This is a genomic window from Streptomyces sp. Je 1-332 (assembly GCF_040730185.1).
Classification (GTDB): domain Bacteria; phylum Actinomycetota; class Actinomycetes; order Streptomycetales; family Streptomycetaceae; genus Streptomyces.
Genome location: NZ_CP160402.1, coordinates 4,557,461 through 4,574,136 on the forward strand (window position 1 = coordinate 4,557,461; position 16,676 = coordinate 4,574,136).

A 16,676-nucleotide genomic window follows, 5' to 3' on the forward strand; every position below is an offset into this window, starting at 1 on the left:
CCGCACCCTCTGGGTGCGGGGGTTTTCTGCGTTCCAGGGCCCGCCGAGGGCCCTTTTCTGCGTTTAGGGTCGAGTTATGCGATACGACCTGGTCATCTTCGACAATGATGGCGTTCTCGTGGACAGCGAGCCGCTCTCCAACTCCATCCTCGCCGCCTATCTGACCGAGCTCGGGCACCCCACCACGTACGAGGACTCCCTGCGTGACTACATGGGGGCCGCCGTCCATCGCGTACACGATCTTGTTCTTGAGCGCAGTGGGCAGCGGCTGCCCGAGGACTTTGACGTGACCTTTCATGGCCGGGTCTTTTCCGCCTTCGAGCGGGAATTGCAGCCCGTGCCGGGGGTCGTCGAGGTACTGGAGAAGCTGGTGGCTGACGGAGTGCCGTACTGCCTTGCTTCCTCCGGTAGTCACGAGCGGATTCGCGTCGGGCATCGGCGGACCGGGCTCGACCAGTGGTTCGACGACGAGCGGATCTTCAGCTCCGAGGACGTGGGGCGGGGGAAGCCGGCGCCGGATCTCTTCCTGTACGCCGCCGAGCGCATGGGAGTGGCGCCCGAGCGGTGTGTCGTGGTGGAGGACAGTCCGTTGGGGGTGAGGGCCGCTGTGGCGGCAGGGATGGACGTGTACGGGTTCACGGCCATGACTCCGGCCGAGCGGCTCTCGGGTGCCACTGAACTCTTCGGCGACATGGGGGAGTTGCGCGCTATGTGGCCGGGAATTGGTTGAGTGATCTATCTACCCACTGGTAGTCAGGGGTCCTACGCTCAGCAGCCATGACAGATGAGCTGCGGCGCGGCAGGGCCTCTTTGGCGTTCAGCTTCATGGTCCAGGGCGTCACCTTCGCGCTCCTTGTGACGCGGATCCCCGCCATTCAGGATCGGTACGGGATATCCGACGGCCTGCTGCCGGTGTTTCTGGCCGCTGTGCCGATCCTCGCCGGCGTCGGGAGCGTCGGCACGGAATGGCTGGTCAAGAGGGTGCCGCCGAGCCGTGTGCTGCGTTGGTCGCAGCCTGTGGTGCTCCTCGCGCTGCTCGGGGCCGGCGCGGGCGACGCCCTGTGGCAAGCGGCCGTGGCGCTGGGGGCGTTCGGGCTCGCGGTGGGGGCGCTCGACGCGTCCATGAACATGCTCGGGGTGAGTCTGCAGCGGGCGTACGGGCGCAGCATCATGCTGGGGTTTCACGCGGCGTACAGCCTGGGCGGGATCGCGGGGGCGTCGATCGCGTGGGCCGGGGCGCACTGGGATCTTTCGCTCTTCGTGTCGTATCTGCCGGTGGTCGTGGTGTTGTTGCCGGGGGCGCTCGTGGGGAGCCGGTGGTACGTCGACGCCAAGGCCACGGGGGCCGCGGATGGCGTAGGGGAAGGGAAGGGCGGCCCGGTCGTCTTCAAGCTGCTGCTGCCGCTCTGCCTGGTGATGACCTTCGCGTACATCGGGGATTCGACCGTCTCCAACTGGAGCGCGAAGTATCTCCAGGACGTCCTGGGGAGTTCGGAGGAGGTCTCGACCGTCCCCTACAACGTCTACATGGTCATGACCCTGCTCGGGCGGGCGCTCGGGGACCTTGGCGTTCGGCGGTTCGGGGCCGTGGCGGTGGTGCGGGCCGGGTCGGTGGTGGGCGCCGTGGGGTTCGCCGTCGTGGCGGTGGCTCCGGGTGCGTGGACCGGGATTCTGGGATTCACCGTGCTCGGGCTCGGCCTGTGTGTGATCGTTCCGCAGACCTTCGCCGCGGCGGGGCGGCTCTTCCCGGGGGCCTCGGATGCCGCCGTCGCGCGGCTCAATGTCTTCAACTACGTCGGGTTCCTGATCGGTTCACCGCTGGTGGGCGCGCTCGGGGATGCCTGGAACTACCGCGGGGCGATGCTCGTTCCCATGGTGTTGGTGCTCGTGACCTTGTTGTACGCCCGTTCTTTCGCCCCCGGAGCGGACCGATACGGTGACGGGCATGAGCGGCCACGCACAGCTGATGTGGGACGAGGCAGTAACGGGCTATGACTTCGGTCCTGAGCACCCCATGGACCCGGTCCGGCTCGCGCTGACCAGAAGCCTGGTCGGTGCCTTCGGGCTCGACCGCGAGCTGGAGGTGGTCGCGGCCAAGCGTGCCGGCGACTCGACGCTGCGGCTCGTGCATCGCGAGGACTATGTGGAGGCGGTCAAGGCCGCATCCGTCGATCCGTCGTCGGCGGACGGCAGTTACGGCCTCGGCACCCCGGACGATCCCGCCTTCGCGGGGATGCACGACGCGTCGGCGCTGATCGCCGGGCAGTCGGTGGGCGCGGCCGAGGCGGTCTGGCGTGGGGAAGCGTTGCACGCGGTGAACTTCGCGGGCGGGCTGCATCATGCGATGCCCGGGTCCGCCTCGGGTTTCTGTATCTACAACGACGCCTCGTTGGCCATCGCGCGGCTCCTCGAACTGGGCGCCGAGCGGGTCGCGTACGTGGATGTGGACGTGCACCACGGGGACGGGGTGCAGGCGTCCTTCTGGGACGATCCGCGGGTCCTGACGATCTCGATGCACGAGCACCCCCGGACGCTGTTTCCGCAGACCGGGTGGCCCGAGGAGACGGGTGCGGCCTCCGTGGCGGAGGGGTCGGCCGTCAATGTCGCGCTGCCCGCGGGGACGGGGGACGCGGGGTGGGTGCGGGCCTTTCATGCGGTGGTGCCCGAGCTGCTTGCGGAGTTTCGGCCGCAGGTGCTCGTCACTCAGCACGGTGCCGACACTCATTTTGAGGATCCGCTCGCGCACCTTGCCGTGTCGCTCGATGCGCAGCGGGCGGTGCAGGTCGCCTGCCATGAGTTGGCGCATGCGTACGCCGATGGGCGGTGGGTCGCGCTCGGTGGGGGCGGGTACGCAGTGGTGGATGTGGTGCCTCGGTCCTGGACGCATCTGACCGCGATCGCCGCGGGGCGGGAGATCTCGCCCTCCACGGAGATTCCCGAGGCCTGGCGGCAGGAAGTCTTCGCTCGCACGCGGCAGTTGGCGCCTGCGCGGATGACTGATGGGCGGTGGCCCGTCTCCTGGGCGGAGTGGGAGGACGGGTACGACCCTGCGGATCGGCTCGACCAGGCGGTGCTTGCTGCTCGCCGCTCGGCGTTTCCGCTGCGGGGGTTGTTGCCGTAGGGCCCCTCCCGAAACTGGGGCTCCGCCCCAGGCCCCGGCCCCAGGCCCTGTCTGTCGGTGCCCAGTAGCTTCGGTGTTGTGCCCACCCGTTCCGCCTTGCGGAACGCCTGCCCACAAGGGAGGACGGGGGGCGCCGAGAATACGTCTTGTTAGCCCAACTGTGGGGGGTTTCCGGGGTTTTGGGAGCAGGGGTCCGACCTATGCGTCAGCATCAAGCCCGTGTTGAGCACCGGAGCGTTGCGTGCGCATCTGTTGGCTGCCCGGCTGGCCGGGCCCGTGGCCACCACGCGGGAAGTGAGCCTGCGGAGCTATCGGCTCTTCGCGGCCCGGGATCCGCGGATACTGCTCGGGCTCGATCCCGAGTGGAATTGGGGACCCGGTGACCTGCTGGGGCTCATGGCCGACAAGTGCGGGGTGTCCGCCGACCCGCGGCACACCTCGGGGGTCGATGTCATCGACCCGGAGCGGACGTTGGTCGCGCTCGACGCCTTCGCCGAGCGGCTCGCGGAAGCGGCACGAAGGCGGCATCCCGTGCTCTTCGGGACGGGACATCCGCACCGTCTCCTCGGTTTCTACGCCGCCCTGGCGGACGCTTTGTCGGCGGCCGGATGCACCGTCCTCACCCCCGCGGAGGGCAACAGTGTCGACATAACGACCCGGTTCGGTCTACGCACGTACAACCTTGACTACGTACAAGGAGTCGCGCTGGTGCGGGAACCCGGCGCGCGTCCCACCGGGAGTGAGACCGGCGCACATACCCACTCCCCGCTCCCGGTTCGAGCCGCTCTGGCAGCCGCCGCGGAGGCTGAGGGGCCGCTTCCCGAGCTCGTCATCGGGGACCACGGATGGGTCTGCGGGGCAGGTCAGCTGGGGTTTGAGGCGATCGGTCTGGCGGATACGGATGATCCCGCGCTGTTCGTCGGAGAGGCCGAGGGACAGGTGTCCGTCGTCGTTCCGCTTGATGACGCTGTGCGGTCTGATTACTACCGACCGCTTACTCGCTATGTACTCAATCGAGCGTGTCTGTCACAGTAGGCGGCCGATCGCTACTCCTCTTCCCCACTCGCATCATCCGCCCCTAGTCTGGGGAGTGAGCGCGCAGCGACGAAGCGTCACCGGAAGGGGAAGCCGGTGCCCGTCATGTGCGGAAGGTTCAGGTGGGGTGTCATGGCTGCAGACCAGAGGCCGCTGAACGAGGTTCAGTTCTTGACCGTGGCGGAAGTCGCCTCGGTGATGCGAGTGTCCAAGATGACCGTGTACCGCTTGGTGCACAGCGGTCATCTGCCCGCCATCCGGGTCGGAAGGTCCTTCCGGGTCCCGGAGCAGGCGGTTCACGAGTACCTCCGCGAATCCTATGTAGGAGTCGAGGCGGGCTGACCGGAGCCGGTCGATCGCCCTCGATTACGTCCCTCACCCGGGGGCGGGTAGGCTAGGGCCGACGTAGGTCGTGTGGGCCCAGTCAGCTGCCCCGCACCGAGTGATGAGAAGTGAGCGAGGGTAGTCGTGGGCTCTGTTATCAAGAAGCGGCGTAAGCGGATGGCCAAGAAGAAGCACCGCAAGCTGCTGAAGCGCACCCGCGTTCAGCGTCGTAACAAGAAGTAAGCGACAGCTGTTCAGCGTGTACCGAAGCCCTCCCGTCATCCGGCGGGAGGGCTTCGGCGTTTTCGGGGTACGCGTACGCGTCGGGATGTCCTCGGCGTACTCGCAGGGTTGTCCTGATTGTCCTGGGCGTCTTCCGTAGGGTCTGGTCCGTGCGCTTGGATGTGCAGGTCGTCACTTCCTGCAGCAGGCGGTCATCACAGCGCAACAACCACCCGCTAGCGTGTGCCAGGAGAGAGATGATGGGGCGCGGCAGGACTTCGAGGGCTGGGGAAGGCAGGCGCTGAACTTGGGCAAGGTCGTGCTCGTGACCGGGGTGGCCCGACCACTGGGCGGACGGTTCGTCCGACGTGTGCTCCGGGACCCTGAGGTGGACCGGGTGGTCGCCGTGGACGCGGTCCCTCCCGAGCACCATCTGGGCGGCGCCGACTTCGTCCAGGCCGACATCCGGCAGCCCGCGATCGCCAAGGTGCTCGCCGAGTTCTCCGTCGACACGGTCGTGCACATGGACGTCACGGGCACCGCGCTGGCCGGCGGGAACCGCGGTTCGCTCAAGGAAACCAACGTCATCGGCACCATGCAGCTGCTCGGCGCCTGCCAGAAGTCGCCGACGGTCAAGCGGCTCGTGGTGAAGTCGAGCACCAACGTGTACGGCTCCGCGCCGCGCGACCCTGCGGTCTTCACCGAGACGACGCCGCCGAAGTCGCTGCCGAGCGGCGGCTTCGCCAAGGACACGGTCGAGGTCGAGGGTTACGTACGCGGCTTCGCCCGCCGTCGCCCCGATGTCGCGGTCTGCGTGCTGCGGTTCGCGAACATCCTGGGGCCCGCGGCGGATTTCCCGCTCGCCGAGTACTTTTCGCTGCCGGTCCTTCCGACCGTCTTCGGCTATGACCCGCGGCTGCAGTTCGTGCACGAGGACGACGCGATCGAGGTCCTGCGCATCGGGGCGCGCGAACCGGAGCGCGGGACGCTCAACAGCGGCACGTTCAACATCGCCGGTGACGGCCTGCTGCTCCTGTCGCAGTGCGCACGGCGCCTCGGGCGTCCGACGCTGCCGGTGTTCATGCCCGCGATCACCTGGGTCGGCCAGGCACTGCGCACCCTGGGCGCCACCGACTTCTCGCCCGAGCAGATCAGGCTGCTCACCCACGGCCGGGTCGTCGCCACCCGGCAGATGCGCGAGACACTGGGCTTCAGCCCCAAGTACACGACCGCGGAGACCTTCGCGGATTTCGTACGCAGTCGGGGTCCGGGACTTCTGCCGCCGCAGGCCGTCGCGGGGGCCATCGACCGGATCGCCACACTGCCCTTCGCGGGCAACCAGAGCGCCAACTGAGGAGAGCGTCAACGATGGCGGACGCCAAGGTCATTCCGTTCGACGACGACCGGTCGCGCGCGGGTGCGCAGCGCCCGACGCGACGCAGGGGCGCGGGCACGGCCCGGCGCAAGAACGATCCGGCAGCCGTGCGTGAGGTCACGGCCATGCCCGGCCAGCAGGACGGAGAGCCGCAGGTGGAGCGGGCCGAGCCGCAGCCTTCGCGACAGGAGGCCCTCGGGGCGGAGACCGGCGCCGGCGCCGGGCCCGAGCAGCGGGGCGGTGGCGGTGGCCTGGAGCGGCGTATCGCGGGCGGCCTCGCGTTTCTGCGCCGACGGCTCACGGGCGATTACGAGGTCGACGACTTCGGTTACGACGAGGAGCTGACCGACCAGGTCCTGATGTCCCTGGTGCGGCCGCTGTACGAGAAGTACTTCCGCGTCGAGGTGAAGGGCATCGAGAACATCCCGTCGGACGGCGGGGCGCTGATCGTCGCGAACCACTCGGGGACGCTGCCGCTCGACGGCCTGATGATGCAGGTTGCCGTGCACGACAACCACCCCGACGGGCGGCATCTGCGGCTGCTCGCGGCGGACCTCGTCTTCATGCTGCCGGTGGTCAACGAACTGGCGCGCAAGGCGGGGCACACGCTGGCGTGCGCCGAGGACGCGGAGCGGCTGCTCGAGCGGGGTGAGCTGGTCGGGGTGATGCCGGAGGGCTTCAAGGGCATCGGGAAGCCGTTCAGCGAGCGCTACAAGCTGCAGCGGTTCGGGCGGGGCGGTTTCGTTTCCACCGCGCTGCGGGCCGGTACGCCGATCGTCCCCTGCTCGATCGTGGGAGCCGAGGAGATCTACCCGATGATCGGCAACGCGAAGACGCTGGCGCGGGTGCTCGGCTTCCCCTACTTCCCGATCACGCCCACGTTCCCCTGGCTCGGTCCGCTGGGCGCCGTGCCGTTGCCGACGAAGTGGACGATCCAGTTCGGGGAGCCGATCCCCACGGACGGGTATCCGCCGGAGGCGGCGGAGGACCCGATGCTGATGTTCAACCTGACCGACCAGGTCAGGGAGCAGATTCAGCACACGCTGTACAAGCTGCTCGTGCAGCGGCGGTCGGTCTTCTTCTGACGACATGCGTGAGGGGCCGGACCTCGTAGGTCCGGCCCCTCACCCATGTCGCGTCGCCGCTGCTACTTCACGTCCTCTTCGTCGATCCCCAGGCCCGGCAGCAGCCCGGGCAGGATCGGCGGGACCGTGACGTCCGGCTTGGCCGACGGGGGCTCCTTGGCGGACGACTTGCCGTCCGCCGGGCTGCTCGGAGTCGTGTCGGACTTCGGCGGGTCGAGGAGACCGCCCGTGTTGCCGCCGAGGAGGCCGTCGTCCTTGCCGCCGCCGTCCGATGTGGACGGGCGGGGCCTGCTGTTGTCGGCGCTCGAACCCTCCCGCGGGGACGAGTCCGGGGCCGAGGGGCTGTCCGGGGTCGTGGAGCCGGACGAGTCGCCCTGGCTCGGCTGTCCGGGGGCGTCGCTCTTGTCCGGTGTACGCGGGAGGAGCGAGCGGAGGGGCTCCACCTCCTGGTCCATCGCGTCGAAGACCGAACTCACCTGCTCGCCCACGTCACCGAGCTGGACGGGCAGCCTGCTCTGCAGGTCGCTCCAGCTCCTGCGGTGCGACTCGGTGAAGGCGGACAGGGTCTGGATGTGGCCGATCGAGCCGTCCCTCTCGTACGCCTGGTGGAGCAGGCGGTGGCCTTCCGTGGCGTCGTGCCGCATGCCGGAGAGGGCTCGCCTGATCTCACCGAGCGATTCGTGGTCGAGGTCGCCGCTGCGGCCTCGCTCCATCAGCCGGCGGGCTTCGTTCAGGCGCGTCGACGCGTGGTCGAGATAGACCCCGCCCTTGTCGCTGTCGCCGTCGGCCATACCGAGCTTGAGGTCTTCCATGCCGCGCTTCAGGCCGTACAGCGAATCGCCCGGGAGTGCGTCGGAGCTGGCCGCGGCCACCCCGCTGAACGCGCCGGCGGCCACGCCGACGGTGAGCCCGCCCGCGGCGATGCCTTGCGAAAGCCGGGAGCGCGGCTTCAGTTTGCGCAGCCCCGTGGCCCGGTGGGCACCCTTGCGGGACCGCTGTTCGGGCACCGAGGTGCCGATCGTCCCACCGCCCGCGGCCGTGCCCTCAAGGAGCATGGCCTCCATGGCAGCTACGAGCTGGGCCCGCTGGACCACTTTCACCTCGGGATCCAGCTCCGGCTTCGGCAGCTCGCCGAGGCCGGTCGCCAGGGTCAACATCCTGTCCGGGGCCGTCTGTTCGGACGGCACGGGATCGGGCGTGACGGAACCTTCGGACTGCTCGGCCGCCGGGCCCTGGTCGGATTGCTCCTCCAGGGCCTGGGCGAAGGCGTTCGCCCGCCGGTGTGCCGATACGTTCGCGATCACTGGCGGCACCTCCTCTCGTCATGACGGTCGACTCCCCAGGGGGTCCTGAGGGTTGCCCGACCTGAACACTTCCACACGAAAGAGTGAGCGGAGGCAGTCAGGGGGCGACCACAGGGAGCCTGCATCCCGCACAACGAGCGTCGCGGCACTTGGGTTACGGACGGAGGATGATCGGACCGCCCTAATTCCGGGACGGCCATCTGGCCGCCACGGAGCGTGAGTTGGGCGCTCCGCACGGTCACGGAGGGGTCGCGGACGGCTACGGACGGCGTGCGGCGCTAGCGCACGTCGTCGGGCAGCAGCCGGGCCAGCGTACGGACGGCGCGGTACTGGAGGGTCTTGATCGCGCCCTCGTTCTTGCCCATGACCCGGGCGGTCTCGGCGACCGAGAGGCCTTGCAGGAAGCGCAGGGTCACGCACTCCTGCTGCTGGGGGTTGAGGCGGCGCACGGCGTCGAGCAGTGCGGCGTTGGAGAGGGACTCCAGGACGGAGTCCTCGGGGCTGCGCTCGACCTCGTTGGCGTCGAGCATTTCGCCCGTGGTCACTTCGAGGCGGAAACGGCTCGATTTGAAGTGGTCGGCGACCAGGTTGCGAGCGATGGTGACGAGCCAGGCGCCGAAGTCGCGGCCCTGCCAGGTGAACGTGCTGATGCGGCGCAGGGCGCGCAGAAAGGTCTCGCTGGTGAGATCCTCGGCGGTCGCCTTGCCGCCGACGCGGTAGTAGATGTAGCGGTAGACCGTGTCGCTGTACTGGTCGTAGAGACGGCCGAAGGCGTCGGACTCGCCCGCCTGGGCGCGTTCGACGAGGTCCATCATGCGGGCGCTGTCGCTGTCCGCGGCGGGACGGCGGTGGGTGGGGGTTGAGGTGGCGGCAGCGGAGGACCGAGATCGTCTGCTGACCGCCGCGCCGCTGTCCGCCAGGGCATAGACGGGCCCGGCGGGTGTGGGGACGGCAAATGCGGGGACGGCGGGGCCGGCGTACGCGGTGGGGACGAAGCCGCGCAAGCGGTCGGCGACCGTTGCGCGCAGCGTAGCCAGGCCCGAGGCGTCAACCCCGACGTGTGGGTACACGGGACTCCCAGAGGCAGAGCTTCCATCACGTGCAGTGCGGAACCGTTCACCCGTCGTAGCGACGTGTGGGGTCCGTAATGCGTCTGAGGAGAATAACGCTTCGTACAGGCGGCGCTACACCCAGTTGCTCAAATCACCGATTACGTCGCTTCTGTAACCGGTCTATGTCCGTTCAAGTAGCGCACAGTGACCGCTTGTTGATCGATTTGGGTCACATTCCGTCTAAGCACGGGGCGTGTTGTGGCCGAGTGCTACCAACGTGACTGGCGAGGGCCCGGGCGGGGTAGGACCGAGAGAATGTTCAGTGGCGGCGGCGGTGCAGGGCGATGGCCGCTGCCGTGCCGCCCGCGAGGGCGCCGACGCCCGCGGCGGCCGGGATGCCGACCTTGGCGGCCTTGCGTCCGGTGCGGTAGTCCCGCAGCCGCCAGTCCCGCTCACGCGCGTGCTTGCGCAGCTTGGCGTCGGGATTGATCGCGTACGGATGCCCGACGAGCGAGAGCATCGGGATGTCGTTGTGCGAATCGCTGTACGCGGCGCAGCGGGACAGGTCCAGGCCCTCCGCCGACGCCAGCGCGCGCACCGCCTCGGCCTTCGCCGGGCCGTGCAGGGGCTCACCGACGAGCTTTCCCGTATAGACACCGTCCACGGACTCGGCGACCGTGCCGAGCGCGCCGGTCAGGCCGAGGCGGCGGGCGATGATCGTCGCCGTCTCCACCGGGGCGGCCGTGACCAGCCAGACCTTCTGGCCCGCGTCCAGGTGGGCCTGGGCCAGGGCGCGGGTGCCGGGCCAGATGCGCTCGGCCATGTACTCGTCGTAGATCTCCTCGCCGATGGACATCAGCTCGGCGACGCGGTGGCCCTTGACGATGGACAGGGCGCTGTCGCGGGCGTCCTGCATGTGCTCGGGGTCCTCGACGCCCGCGAGCCTGAACCACGCCTGCTGCCAGGCGAATCGGGCCAGCTCCTGGCGCTCGAAGAACTTCCGCTTGTAGAGGCCGCGGCCGAAGTGGAAGATCGCGGCGCCCTGCATCACGGTGTTGTCGAGGTCGAAGAAGGCGGCGGCCTTGTCGTCGCCGAAGACCGGGAACTCCGGCTCCTCGGGCTCCTGGGGCGCCGCGTCGAGGACCGCGGCCTCGTCGAGGGCCTCCAGCTCCTGGGACGTCTTGCGCGCTGCCTCAGCCGAGGCCTCGCCTGCCAGCACGCTTCGCGCAGTGGCGGAGCGCCTACGGGGGGTGAGCCATCCGAGAGCGGCCATGTCGTGAGCATAGCTAGTTCGTTCGGTCGTGCCGGAGTCGGCAGGATGCGGCGCTGTGAACTCTGCGCGACCGCACCGTTAAAGAGGCGGCCCGCGCGGCGCGTCGGCGGGGCGAGAATGGTGTCATGAGCCCGATTTTTCGCCGCACGGAGAAGAAGAAGCCCCAGGACCGGACGGTCACCTTGATCGGAAAGCCCGGTTGTCATCTGTGCGATGAAGCACAGCTGGTGATCGAGAAGGTCTGCGGCGATCTTGGAGTCGTATGGGAGAAGAAGGACATCACGCAGGACGAAGAGCTCAACCGGGCCTACTGGGAGCAGATCCCGGTGGTTCTGGTCGACGGGGAGCAGCACACTTTCTGGCGCGTGAACGAAGAGCGACTGCGGCGCGAGCTCGCTCCGTAGTCCGAATCGTCACTGACCGACGAGTCCAAACGGCCGGAATGGTCCCTTAGGATCGTGGGCGGTTTTGGTCTCGGGGGCGATGATCGTGAGGAGAGTGTGCGGTTTTGCCCCCATCAATTGAGCACCGCGGCCTCATGTGCGCCGGTTCCCGGAACACGCGCCCGGGGCGCGTGACCCCGGTCACGTTGGCCGGGCAAATCGGACACCATCTTTGTGCACGCGTTCACAAAGACATAGCCTGCATTCGACGGGGCGGTCTGGGGACGTGTGACCGCCTGCAGCCCCGCTCTACCCGCAGGAGCACCGTGGCAACTGGCCGAACTCACCGACCGGCGACCCGCAGCCGAGGGATTCCCGAGGCCACCGTCGCCAGGCTTCCGCTGTACCTCCGAGCCCTCACCGCTCTGTCGGAGCGCTCGGTGCCCACGGTCTCCTCCGAGGAGCTCGCGGCCGCCGCGGGGGTCAACTCCGCGAAGCTGCGCAAGGACTTCTCCTACCTCGGCTCCTACGGGACGCGCGGTGTGGGCTACGACGTCGAGTACCTCGTCTACCAGATCTCACGCGAGCTCGGCCTGACCCAGGACTGGCCCGTCGTCATCGTCGGCATCGGTAACCTCGGTGCGGCCCTTGCCAATTACGGCGGGTTCGCCTCTCGTGGCTTCCGTGTCGCCGCGCTGATCGACGCCGACCCGGCCATGGCGGGCACGCCCGTCGCGGGCATGCCGGTGCAGCACACGGACGAGCTCGAGAAGATCATCAGCGACAACGGCGTCTCCATCGGCGTCATCTCCACCCCGGCGGGCGCCGCCCAGCAGGTCTGCGAGCGGCTCGTCGCCGCCGGTGTGACCTCGATCCTGAACTTCGCGCCCACCGTTCTCTCCGTGCCCGAGGGCGTCGACGTACGCAAGGTGGACCTCTCCATCGAGCTGCAGATCCTCGCCTTCCACGAGCAGCGCAAGGCCGGCGAGGAAGCGGCTGCCGACGGCGTCGTGCCGCCCGCCGCCGCCAAGCAGCAGCGCAAAGGACCCGACGGGGACGTCCCCGCCGTGATGCCGGCATGAGTCTCCTCGTCGTGGGCCTGAGCCACCGCAGCGCTCCGGTGAGCGTCCTGGAGCGGGCCGCGCTCACCGTGGACGCGCAGGCCAAGCTCCTGCAGGACACGCTCGCCGCCGAGCCCGCCGCCGAAGCGGCCGTGCTCGCCACCTGCAACCGCATCGAGCTCTACGCCGACGTGGACAAGTTCCACGCGGGCGTCGCCGAGCTGTCGACCCTGCTCGCGCAGCACAGTGGCGTGGGCCTCGAAGAGCTCACCCCTTATCTCTACGTCCACTACGAGGACCGAGCCGTCCACCACCTGTTCTCGGTGGCCTGCGGCCTGGACTCGATGGTCGTCGGCGAAGGCCAGATCCTCGGCCAGATCAAGGACGCCCTCGCGCGCTCCCAGGAGCTGCACACCGCGGGGCGCCTCCTCAACGATCTCTTCCAGCAGGCCCTGCGGGTCGGCAAGCGCGCGCACTCGGAGACCGGCATCGACCGGGCCGGGCAGTCGCTCGTGACCTTCGGCCTCGAACAGCTCGCCGGGCGCGAGCCGGTCGAGACCTGGGCCAAGGGCAAGCGCGCCCTCGTCATCGGCGCCGGGTCCATGTCCTCGCTGGCCGCTGCCACGCTCGCGCGGGCCGGGGTCCACGAGGTGGTCGTCGCCAACCGCACGCTCGACCGGGCACACCGCCTGGCAGAGATCCTCGCGGAGGGCGGCACGGGCACCGTCGCGCGTGCCGTTCCGATGGACCAGGTGGCGGCCGAACTGACACGTGCCGATGTCGCGGTCTCCTGCACCGGGGCCACAGGCCTCGTACTGACCGCGGAGGCCGTCGCCGCCGGGGTCGCCGACCGCACCGGCACGCCCGCCGTCGTCGGTGCGCCGCGCGCGTCCGGCGGGGCGAGCACGGCCACCCCCGCCCCGCGCGCCTCCGCCGAGGTCCCCGCCGACCCCGACGAGGCCTGCCCGCTCGGGCTCTCCGGTGACGGAACCGTCGGCCGCGGCGTCGGCTTCTCCGTCATGGGCGAGGAAGCCGTCGCCGGGATGGACGCCGCGACCCTGGAGCAGCACGCGGCCTGGGTGGACAACGCACCCGCCGAGCGCCGCGACGACCCGCAGCGCGAGGCCGACACCATCACCGCCCTCGCCGCGGCCGTCACCGCCACCGGGCGCGTGCCCGAGAACCGGCGCCGCCCCTCGATCGTCGAGACCGGCAACGTCCTGCTCGCCCTGCTCGACCTGGCCATGCCCCGCGACATCGACGGCGCCGTGCACCGCATCGACGGCGTACGCCTCGTCGACATCGAGTCGCTCGCCGAGGCATCCGCCGACGCCCCCATGGCCGACGACGTGGAGCGCGTGCGCGCGATCGTCTCCGACGAGGTCGCCGCCTTCGGCGCCGCGCAGCGGGCCGCGCACATCACGCCGACCGTGGTCGCCCTGCGCACCATGGCCGCCGACGTCGTCGCGAACGAGATCGCGCGGCTCGACGGACGGCTCCCCGGACTTCCGGAGAAGGAGCGCGCGGAGATCACCCAGACCGTCCGCCGCGTCGTCGACAAGCTGCTCCACGCGCCCACCGTGCGCGTCAAGCAGTTGGCGAGCGAGCCCGGCGGCGCCGGGTACGCCGACGCGCTGCGCACCCTCTTCGACCTCGACCCGCAGACGGTCGCCGCCGTCAGCAGGGCCGACAAGGTCAACGAACCCACCGAACAGAACGCAACGCAAACAGATCCGAATCGAGGCCGGGCATGACCGAGAGGGCACTGAGGCTCGGGACACGGCGCAGCAAGCTGGCCATGGCCCAGTCCGGGCAAGTGGCCGAAACAGTGAGCCAGTTGACCGGCCGCCCCGTAGAGCTCGTGGAGATCACGACGTACGGCGATACGTCCCGTGAGCAGCTCGCGCAGATCGGCGGCACCGGCGTCTTCGTGACCGCCCTGCGCGACGCGCTGCTCGCCGGCGAGGTCGACTTCGCCGTCCACTCGCTGAAGGACCTGCCGACCACGCAGCCCGACGACCTGGTCCTGGCCGCGGTCCCGCTGCGCGAGGACCCCCGCGACGTGCTCATCGCACGCGACGGGATGACCTTCCCCGAGCTGCCGAGCGGCGCGCGCGTCGGCACCGGCTCGCCCCGCCGCATGGCGCAGCTCAACGCCTACGCTCGCAGCCACGGACTCGCCATAGAGACCGTGCCGATCCGCGGCAACATCGACACCCGCATCGGGTTCGTGCACAAGGGCGAGCTCGACGCCGTCGTCCTCGCCGCCGCCGGGCTCCACCGCGTCGGCAGGATCGACGAGGTGACCGACTTCCTGTCGGTCGACACAGTTCTGCCCGCCCCCGGCCAGGGGGCACTGGCGATCGAATGTGCCGCGTCCAACGCGTCACTGACCGCCGCGCTCGCCGAGCTCGACGACCCGTACACCCGGGCCGCCGTGACCGCCGAGCGATCCCTGCTCGCCGCCCTGGAAGCCGGTTGCAGCGCACCTGTGGGTGCGTTGGCCGACTTGCTGGCCGACGGGCAGATTGTCAAGGAAATGCGCCTGCGCGGCGTCGTCGGGGCAACCGACGGCTCGACGCTGGTGCAGCTGTCCACCACCGGTCCCGTGCCTGAGACGCATGACCAAGCCATGGCGCTCGGCCGCGAACTCGCTGCCGAGATGCTTGCCAAGGGCGCGGCCGGTCTGATGGGGGAGCGAGCACTTTGAGCCCCACCTCGAACCTTCCCGGCCTTCCCGCACACGGGCACGTCACCTTCCTGGGTGCCGGACCCGGAGATCCGGGACTACTTACGCTGCGCGCCGTCGAGGCGCTGGCCCGAGCGGACGTACTGATCGCCGAGCCGGATGTGCTCGACGTCGTATCCGCGCATGCCAGGGGAGGTGTGGACACACCTCAGCCAGGGGCAGTTGACGACGCGTCAGCGATCGCCGAAGCCTCGTCATTGCGAGCCGCCACCAATCTTGTCATGGAGGCAGCGAGGGGCGGCAAGCGGGTCGTGCGTGCCGTCAGCGGCGACGTCGGCCTCGACACCTACGCCGCCGAGGAGATGCTCGCCTGCGCCGCCGAGGGCATCTCCTTCGAAGTCGTGCCCGGCATCGCGGCGGCGGTCGGTGTACCCGCCTACGCGGGTGTTCCGCTGCGCGACGCCCAGGGCACGGACGTGCGTTTCGTCGACGCGCGCACCGCGTCCGACCGCTGCTGGAGCGAGGTGGGGGCATCCGACGGGACCTTGGTCGTGTCGACGTCCCTGGACTCCGTGGCGGCGGCCGCCGGTGAACTCGTCTCGGCCGGCCGCAAGCCGGACACCCCGATGACCGTCACCGTCGCCGGCACGACGACGCGGCAGCGCACCTGGCAGGCGACCCTGGGCACCATCGCCCAGGTGCTCAAGCAGGCGAAGGTGCTGCCCTCGCCCGACGGAGGACAGCCCGTCATAGCCGTGGTCGGTGAGCGGTCCGCCGCTGCCCAGCGCGACCAGCTGTCGTGGTTCGAGTCGAAGCCGCTCTTCGGGTGGCGTGTGCTCGTACCGCGTACGAAGGAGCAGGCGGCCTCGCTCTCCGACCAGCTGAGCTCCTATGGCGCGGTGCCGCACGAGGTGCCGACCATCGCCGTCGAGCCGCCGCGTACGCCCCAGCAGATGGAGCGCGCGGTCAAGGGCCTGGTCACGGGCCGCTACGAGTGGATCGCCTTCACCTCGGTCAACGCAGTCAAGGCGGTGCGCGAGAAGTTCGAGGAGTACGGGCTCGACGCGCGCGCCTTCGCCGGGATCAAGGTCGCGGCGGTCGGCGAGCAGACCGCGGCGGCGCTGATCGCCTTCGGCGTGAAGCCCGACCTGGTGCCCAGCGGTGAGCAGTCGGCCGCCGGCCTCCTGGAGGACTGGCCGCCGTACGACCCGGTCTTCGACCCGATCGACCGTGTCTTCCTGCCGCGGGCCGACATCGCCACGGAGACGCTGGTCGCCGGGCTCATCGACCTCGGGTGGGAGGTCGATGACGTGACCGCCTACCGGACGGTTCGCGCGTCGCCGCCCCCGGCGGACACGCGTGAGGCGATCAAGGGCGGCGGCTTCGACGCCGTGCTCTTCACGTCCTCGTCGACCGTGCGGAACCTCGTCGGCATCGCGGGCAAGCCGCACAACGTGACCGTCATCGCGTGTATCGGCCCCGCCACCGCCAAGACCGCGGAGGAGCACGGGCTCCGGGTGGACGTGATGGCCCCGGAGCCTTCGGTGCACAAACTGGCGGCGGCACTCGCCGAGTTCGGGACGCGGCGCCGGATGGCCGCGCTCGACGCGGGGGACCCCGTCACCCGGCCCAGCGAGCGGCGGCCCGGGTCCCGTAGGCGGCGTGCGGCACCGTAGCCTTCGGCGCGGGGCGGGATACGGCGTACCGTAACCACCGGCTTCGCCGAGTTCGTCCTCAATCGCCGGACGGGCT

16 protein-coding genes are annotated in these 16,676 nt (G+C 69.7%); 13 read left to right on the forward strand and 3 right to left on the reverse strand.

The window, feature by feature from the left end; genetic code table 11:
* Positions 1-76: 76 nt before the first annotated feature.
* The 8 genes from ABXJ52_RS20660 to ABXJ52_RS20695 all read left to right on the forward strand — a co-directional run bounded on the left by ABXJ52_RS20660 (position 77) and on the right by ABXJ52_RS20695 (position 7,162).
* Complete coding sequence (locus ABXJ52_RS20660) at positions 77-730, forward strand: HAD family hydrolase (protein ID WP_367044093.1); 654 nt, start codon at positions 77-79, stop codon at positions 728-730.
* Between the two features lie 47 nt (positions 731-777).
* Complete coding sequence (locus tag ABXJ52_RS20665; protein WP_367044094.1) at positions 778-1,995, forward strand: MFS transporter; 1,218 nt, start codon at positions 778-780, stop codon at positions 1,993-1,995.
* Positions 1,946-3,121, forward strand: coding sequence for an acetoin utilization protein AcuC (locus tag ABXJ52_RS20670; RefSeq protein WP_367044095.1), 1,176 nt, complete (start codon positions 1,946-1,948; stop codon positions 3,119-3,121). The genes ABXJ52_RS20665 and ABXJ52_RS20670 overlap by 50 nt, the downstream gene beginning before the upstream one ends.
* 219 nt (positions 3,122-3,340) lie before the next feature.
* A complete protein-coding gene (locus ABXJ52_RS20675) occupies positions 3,341-4,156 on the forward strand; it encodes a phosphatase (RefSeq protein ID WP_367044096.1) in 816 nt (271 codons plus the stop codon).
* A gap of 132 nt (positions 4,157-4,288) precedes the next feature.
* Positions 4,289-4,498 (forward strand): helix-turn-helix domain-containing protein, encoded by a 210-nt coding sequence (locus ABXJ52_RS20680; protein ID WP_157869005.1) that lies wholly within the window; start codon positions 4,289-4,291, stop codon positions 4,496-4,498.
* A 126-nt stretch (positions 4,499-4,624) separates the two neighbouring features.
* Entirely contained in the window at positions 4,625-4,723 is a 99-nt protein-coding gene (locus ABXJ52_RS20685) for an AURKAIP1/COX24 domain-containing protein (protein WP_003948845.1), read from the forward strand.
* A 286-nt stretch (positions 4,724-5,009) separates the two neighbouring features.
* Positions 5,010-6,056, forward strand: coding sequence for an NAD-dependent epimerase/dehydratase family protein (locus ABXJ52_RS20690; protein ID WP_367044098.1), 1,047 nt, complete (start codon positions 5,010-5,012; stop codon positions 6,054-6,056).
* 14 nt (positions 6,057-6,070) lie between these two features.
* Positions 6,071-7,162 (forward strand): lysophospholipid acyltransferase family protein, encoded by a 1,092-nt coding sequence (locus ABXJ52_RS20695; RefSeq protein ID WP_367044099.1) that lies wholly within the window; start codon positions 6,071-6,073, stop codon positions 7,160-7,162.
* A 62-nt stretch (positions 7,163-7,224) separates the two neighbouring features.
* Here the strand turns inward: ABXJ52_RS20695 and ABXJ52_RS20700 are convergent, their stop codons facing one another.
* From ABXJ52_RS20700 to ABXJ52_RS20710, 3 genes are all read right to left on the reverse strand, one after another.
* Positions 7,225-8,466, reverse strand: a complete 1,242-nt coding sequence (locus tag ABXJ52_RS20700; RefSeq protein WP_367044100.1) for a DUF5667 domain-containing protein — start codon at positions 8,464-8,466, stop codon at positions 7,225-7,227.
* Between the two features lie 278 nt (positions 8,467-8,744).
* Positions 8,745-9,536, reverse strand: coding sequence for an ECF subfamily RNA polymerase sigma factor, BldN family (locus ABXJ52_RS20705; protein WP_367044101.1), 792 nt, complete (start codon positions 9,534-9,536; stop codon positions 8,745-8,747).
* Positions 9,537-9,837: 301 nt separating this feature from the next.
* Positions 9,838-10,791 carry an HAD-IB family hydrolase gene (locus tag ABXJ52_RS20710; RefSeq protein ID WP_367044102.1) on the reverse strand — a complete coding sequence of 318 codons (954 nt, stop codon included), beginning with the start codon at positions 10,789-10,791 and terminating at the stop codon, positions 9,838-9,840.
* A 125-nt stretch (positions 10,792-10,916) separates the two neighbouring features.
* Here ABXJ52_RS20710 and ABXJ52_RS20715 point away from each other — a divergent pair, with 125 nt between their 5' ends.
* The 5 genes from ABXJ52_RS20715 to ABXJ52_RS20735 all read left to right on the forward strand — a co-directional run bounded on the left by ABXJ52_RS20715 (position 10,917) and on the right by ABXJ52_RS20735 (position 16,600).
* Positions 10,917-11,195 (forward strand): glutaredoxin family protein, encoded by a 279-nt coding sequence (locus ABXJ52_RS20715; RefSeq protein WP_367044103.1) that lies wholly within the window; start codon positions 10,917-10,919, stop codon positions 11,193-11,195.
* A gap of 305 nt (positions 11,196-11,500) precedes the next feature.
* Positions 11,501-12,256: a redox-sensing transcriptional repressor Rex gene (locus tag ABXJ52_RS20720; protein WP_367044104.1), complete on the forward strand. Its 756-nt coding sequence runs from the start codon at positions 11,501-11,503 to the stop codon at positions 12,254-12,256.
* Entirely contained in the window at positions 12,253-13,989 is a 1,737-nt protein-coding gene (locus ABXJ52_RS20725; protein WP_367044105.1) for a glutamyl-tRNA reductase, read from the forward strand. The genes ABXJ52_RS20720 and ABXJ52_RS20725 overlap by 4 nt, the downstream gene beginning before the upstream one ends.
* Entirely contained in the window at positions 13,986-14,945 is a 960-nt protein-coding gene (hemC, locus tag ABXJ52_RS20730) for a hydroxymethylbilane synthase (protein WP_367044106.1), read from the forward strand. Before ABXJ52_RS20725 ends, hemC begins: the two co-directional genes overlap by 4 nt.
* Entirely contained in the window at positions 14,942-16,600 is a 1,659-nt protein-coding gene (locus ABXJ52_RS20735) for a bifunctional uroporphyrinogen-III C-methyltransferase/uroporphyrinogen-III synthase (protein WP_367044107.1), read from the forward strand. Before hemC ends, ABXJ52_RS20735 begins: the two co-directional genes overlap by 4 nt.
* Positions 16,601-16,676 lie beyond the last annotated feature (76 nt).